General features: G+C 42.1%; 5 protein-coding genes. 1 reads left to right on the top strand and 4 read right to left on the bottom strand.

Going from position 1 to position 4153, the window contains the following annotated elements; translation table 11 throughout:
* Positions 1-201, top strand: a 201-nt coding sequence (locus tag C1E99_RS13960) for a transposase (protein ID WP_161943210.1), incomplete at its 5' end; no start/stop codon positions are given.
* Positions 202-390: 189 nt separating this feature from the next.
* On the opposite strand, the gene C1E99_RS13955 is transcribed toward C1E99_RS13960, so the two are convergent.
* From C1E99_RS13955 to C1E99_RS13940, 4 genes are all read right to left on the bottom strand, one after another.
* Entirely contained in the window at positions 391-1824 is a 1434-nt protein-coding gene (locus C1E99_RS13955; RefSeq protein WP_105207827.1) for an ATP-binding protein, read from the bottom strand.
* Positions 1825-1990: 166 nt separating this feature from the next.
* Entirely contained in the window at positions 1991-2383 is a 393-nt protein-coding gene (rpsI, locus tag C1E99_RS13950; RefSeq protein WP_002942223.1) for a 30S ribosomal protein S9, read from the bottom strand.
* Positions 2384-2402: 19 nt separating this feature from the next.
* Positions 2403-2849, bottom strand: a complete 447-nt coding sequence (rplM, locus tag C1E99_RS13945; protein WP_027972471.1) for a 50S ribosomal protein L13 — start codon at positions 2847-2849, stop codon at positions 2403-2405.
* 225 nt (positions 2850-3074) lie between these two features.
* Positions 3075-3968 (bottom strand): PEP phosphonomutase, encoded by an 894-nt coding sequence (locus C1E99_RS13940; protein ID WP_105207826.1) that lies wholly within the window; start codon positions 3966-3968, stop codon positions 3075-3077.
* Between the last annotated feature and the right edge of the window lie 185 nt (positions 3969-4153).

Below are 4153 nucleotides of genomic sequence, written 5' to 3'. Positions count from 1 at the left end.
TTTCTAAAGGATAAAGACAAGGTTTTAAACGCTATGGAATTGCCTTATTCCAACGCCAAACTGGAAGCTACCAATAATCTCATCAAAGTCATTAAAAGAAATGCCTTTGGTTTTAGGAACTTTGAAAACTTTAGAAAACGGATTTTGATTGCCTTGAACATAAAGAAAGAGAGAACCAATTTCGTCCTCTCTAGGTGTTAGCTTTTCATCTACCCACTACAGTTGACAAAGAGCCTCGACTTGATTGTTGATAGCCACTTTTCTGCGTTCTACTTTAATTTTATATACCACAAAATAACAAATTTCTCTGCGTACTTTTTCTAAATATTACTACTTATAAAAGTAATACTAAAAACGTTTTTCTTCGTTTTTCTTCGTTTTTCTTCGTTTTTACTTCATTTCTAACTTGTAGTACTGACTACGATCCCTTGTACTAGTGCCATACCAAGTTAAAATTTCTCTTTCACGTAGTCCCTTTAATATTTTTGATGAATATGATACACTCCGCCCCAATAATTCTGAGGCTTTTTTTGTAGTCATTTGTTCACCAGTGTTATACATATACTGAAGTAATAATTTCTCATCTATACTTAATTTGCTATAATCTTCAACTTTATTCTCTAAAGAATCTTTTGTGCGTAATGTTCGACTAGTAATGCTATTCTCCAATGTCAGAACAACCTTATTCCCAGGTTCTGAGTATTTTGGTTCATGGAGAAAAGCAGATTCCATCTCAGAATAGATCCGTTTAACACCTTCATTCATCTCACGAACCCAACCAAACTCTGTCAAGGTTCTAGCAATGCGAGGGTTTCTCGAAAAACGTTCATGCTTGATATTTTCAACTGTTACAATATTAGGTAATTTCCCTGGGCTATGAATCTCTAGTCGATCATCAAACATAAGGACACGAATGTGATCTCCATAGACAGAATAATCACGGTGAGTTACGGCATTGACAACACCTTCAACCCAAGCAAATTCAGGATATTCAGGTAAAACTTGGAATTGCCCGTTGTCATCTAAATACTGAAATTCACGAAGCTGGGTACGGATAAAATCCCGAACTTTGATAATCAAAGTTGGGAGAGCATCATCAAAAGTCACTTCCTTGATAACATTAAAACTACTTCCAGTCCCCATATCAGTACCATCAAATCTCTGGAATCGAACACGCGCTTGAGGAAAGAAGGCTGATGGATACTTACCAAAAAGCAAAATGGCTGCCTTGGTTAATTTCCCATTGATTAGAAAACGACGAGCTTTGAGGATTTCTTCAGTAGAACGGTCTGAAATATCAAAACGATTTTTAAAATCCTGAACCAGATGGTCATCAATATCTTCCAAGGTCGCATCAGATACAATTTCATCCTCAAAGAAACGTTGTCCCTTATCATAGCTGAGCTGAGTGCGTTGCGCGTAGCTCAACTTAACTGTTTCATCACCCTGACGAAGATAAACCTCATCATTTGGTGCTGCAATCACACGGTTTGACGACAATTCAACCGAGATAACCAAAATTAAATCATCTTCACCCTTATGATTAACCACAGGGATTTCTTCAAAAGATAAATCTAAAGGTGTTTCACGCATCTCACGGTCAATCTTTTTGAAGTCTTCAATCGGATAGGCATTCCCATCTTTGAAACCAGTGATAATATTACCCTGTTTCTCATCTTCAATACCAATCACCAACTGACCACCATCCGCATTTGCAAAAGCAATCAGGTGTTTGAGAAGTTCAGACGGTTTCTTTCTGGCTGATTTTCTATCCAAGTACTGGCTTTCCTTTGCTGTTTGCCAGTGTGACACATTTTTATACATATCCATCTCCTATCGTATTCCTAGTTTTATTATAGCACAGTTCCGCTCCTTTAATCAGAAAATACTATTTGTAACCTGGCCATCTGATTTTATGCTTAAAAACCACAAAAAAGACATCCAAGAAGTAATTCTTGAATGTCCATAAACGTTGATATAATCGTGTTGATTAACGTTTTGAGAACTGTGAAGCTTTGCGGGCTTTTTTGAGTCCTGGCTTTTTACGTTCAACCATACGAGCATCACGTGTAAGAAGGCCTGCGCGTTTCAATGAATCGCGGAAGTCTGGGTCTACTTGAAGCAATGCACGCGCGATACCGTGACGGATCGCACCTGATTGACCACCGTAACCACCACCGTTCACGTTAACGAAAACGTCGTATGAACCTTGTGTTGAAGTTACTGCGAATGGTTGGTTGATAACCAAACGAAGGTCAGCGTGTGGGATGTACTCTTCTACATCTTTTTTGTTTACTGTGATTTTACCAGTACCTGGGACCAAACGTACGCGTGCAACCGCGTTTTTACGACGACCAGTACCTGTGTATTGTGCTTGTGCCATTTAGATTACGTCCTTTCCCTTAGATAAGACCTGAAATATCAAGTACTTCTGGTTGTTGTGCAGCGTGAGTGTGCTCAGCACCTACAAACACTTTCAATTTCATGCCTTGTGCACGACCAAGTGTGTTGTGTGGAAGCATACCTTTAACTGATTTTTCAATCAAACGAACAGCGTTTTTAGAACGCAATTCACCCGCTGTGATTGATTTCAAACCACCTGGGTGCAATGAGTGAGTGTAGTACACTTTGTCAGTTGCTTTTTTACCAGTCAATTTCACTTTCTCAGCGTTGATAACGATAACGAAGTCACCAGTATCAGTGTGAGGTGTGAAAGTTGGTTTGTTTTTACCGCGAAGAACGCTAGCAACTACTGCTGAAAGGCGTCCAAGAGGTACATCAGTAGCATCTACTACATACCATTTACGTTCAACTTGGCCTGGTTTAGCCATAAATGTTGTTTTGTTCATGATTTCTCCTATACGAATCGTTTTTGTTTACTGGGCGGATGTTCCGGTCCGCGGGTATTTGGAAGGTTCCGGGGCCTTTCAAATGGGGTAAACAATACCGTCTACCATTCTATCAAATATGGACATTCTCGTCAAGCCATTTTACTTTACTTTTTTTATTTTTTCTACAGCCCAAAACAAGAATAGAAAACCTGAACAGGAAGTAGGGAAAATCCCGCCAATTCCTTATCTCCTCACTGATTGGCCTATTTTAAAATAGGTGTGTCGCTTGCCTCTGACTGCCAAGGACAGAGCCAAGATATTTTCAGGGTCTGGCATCCGACCGTAGCCCCCGTCTCCGATATGGTGGACATCCGAGCCCACCCGCTTGTTGCTGAGCCCAAACTCCCGCACCGTCTGGCTGTCCGCACTCTCCTGACTGGTCCCAATGGTCGAAATAACCAGACCACCACGCGCCTTGACCTGACTGACAATTGGTGCCACGATCTCCTCTCGCACGCCTGGCACCGTTCCGACCGCAGGAATGAGGACACCGTCTGCCCCCAAGCCCACAAAATCCAGCAGGGCTTGGTTGTCCACGACCGACTCTCCCAGACCTGCACCGTGCATTTTCCCCGCAAAGATGAGGCCCTCAAAGTGTTCTTTGGCAAGGCCAATAGCAGAGCGGATTGCAGCCATGGACACACCCGTAGCAGGATTGCCTGTCAGCATGATAAAATCTACGCCAAGGGCTTGGGCCTGTCGCAAACTTTCTGGACTGACCTGACGACCAGGTTTGAGAAAGACCTGCTGGTCTTGGACCTCTTGGCTAGCATCCACAGGCTCCAAGTTAATCCCGACCAATCGACCTGTCAACCGCTTGATTTCCGCGATAGGATTGTCGCAGTCGTAAAAACCAACAATCTCCGGATGAAAGACATCGAATTCGTTGAGCACCAAGAGGTCACAACCAAAGGCAGCCATCATCTCCGCATTGGTCACCCCGGCAATCAAGGGAGCCGCTGTGACCACCGTTTCTCCCATGATAATCCGACCTTCACTGGATAAAATGGACTGCTTGAGCTCCTCCTTGGTCGCTCCCAGCAAGTCACTGGCATAACAAGACAACAAGCGTTTCATAAGAACCTCCAAATCGAAATTAGTTTGTAATCGCTTTCTGTTTCTGTAAAAAGAAAAGAGATTATCTCTCTTCAGACTGAAGACAAAGTCCTTAGAATTGATTTTCTAAGGGCTTTTCTTCGTATTTAGGAGTATAATATAAGAAAAAGGACTTATGAGGTTCTCCTATGCTACACAAAGAAAAA

Origin of the sequence: Streptococcus suis, from assembly GCF_002964045.1 — a bacterium.
Lineage (GTDB): Bacteria > Bacillota > Bacilli > Lactobacillales > Streptococcaceae > Streptococcus > Streptococcus suis_U.
This window is presented reverse-complemented; position numbering and strand designations above follow the sequence as displayed.

Coding starts and splice junctions, on each gene's coding strand:
- C1E99_RS13955 (WP_105207827.1), bottom strand. CDS start 1,824: ATGTATAAAAATGTGTCACACTGGCAAACAGCAAAGGAAAGCCAGTAC.
- rpsI (WP_002942223.1), bottom strand. CDS start 2,383: ATGGCACAAGCACAATACACAGGTACTGGTCGTCGTAAAAACGCGGTT.
- rplM (WP_027972471.1), bottom strand. CDS start 2,849: ATGAACAAAACAACATTTATGGCTAAACCAGGCCAAGTTGAACGTAAA.
- C1E99_RS13940 (WP_105207826.1), bottom strand. CDS start 3,968: ATGAAACGCTTGTTGTCTTGTTATGCCAGTGACTTGCTGGGAGCGACC.